1 pseudogene is annotated in these 494 nt (G+C 72.5%); it reads left to right on the top strand.

Annotated elements, in window-relative coordinates:
* A pseudogene (locus ACTNBB_RS09155) lies at nt 1-494 on the top strand (IS21 family transposase); the annotation flags it as partial.

Raw genomic sequence — 494 nt, forward strand, 5'->3', positions numbered from 1 at the left:
GAGCCGCACGCTCGACGACCTGCTGTCCTGCCTGCTCGCCACCTTCACCCGCCTCGGCGGCGTCCCGGAGGAGTGCATCACGGACAACATGTCGTGCCTGGTGACCGTCTCGGGCCGCAGGAGGACCAGGCAGGAGAGGGCGTGGCGGTTCGCGCGGGAGGCCGGCTTCGAGCTCAGGCTCTGCGCGCCGCGCTCGCCGCAGACCAAGGGCAAGGACGAGTCGGCCAACCGCTTCCTGAACCGCCTGCTCGCCTACGGCGGCGAGTTCACCGGGTGGAGCGGCCTCGCCGAGGCGGTGGCCCGGGTCGAGGCCCAGGCCAACTCGGAGCCGAACCGCACCACCGGCCTGCCGCCCGACGCGCTGTTCATGCGGGAGAAGGAGTGCCTGCGGCCCATCGGGAACCTCCGGCTCCTCGAGTCGATGGTGGGCGACGTGAGCGTCCAGACCGTCCCGCCGACCATGCTCGTCAGGGCCGCCGGCAGGGAGTGGTCCG

The organism is Collinsella sp. HCP28S3_B9 (genome assembly GCF_052066095.1).
Taxonomy (GTDB): domain Bacteria; phylum Actinomycetota; class Coriobacteriia; order Coriobacteriales; family Coriobacteriaceae; genus Collinsella.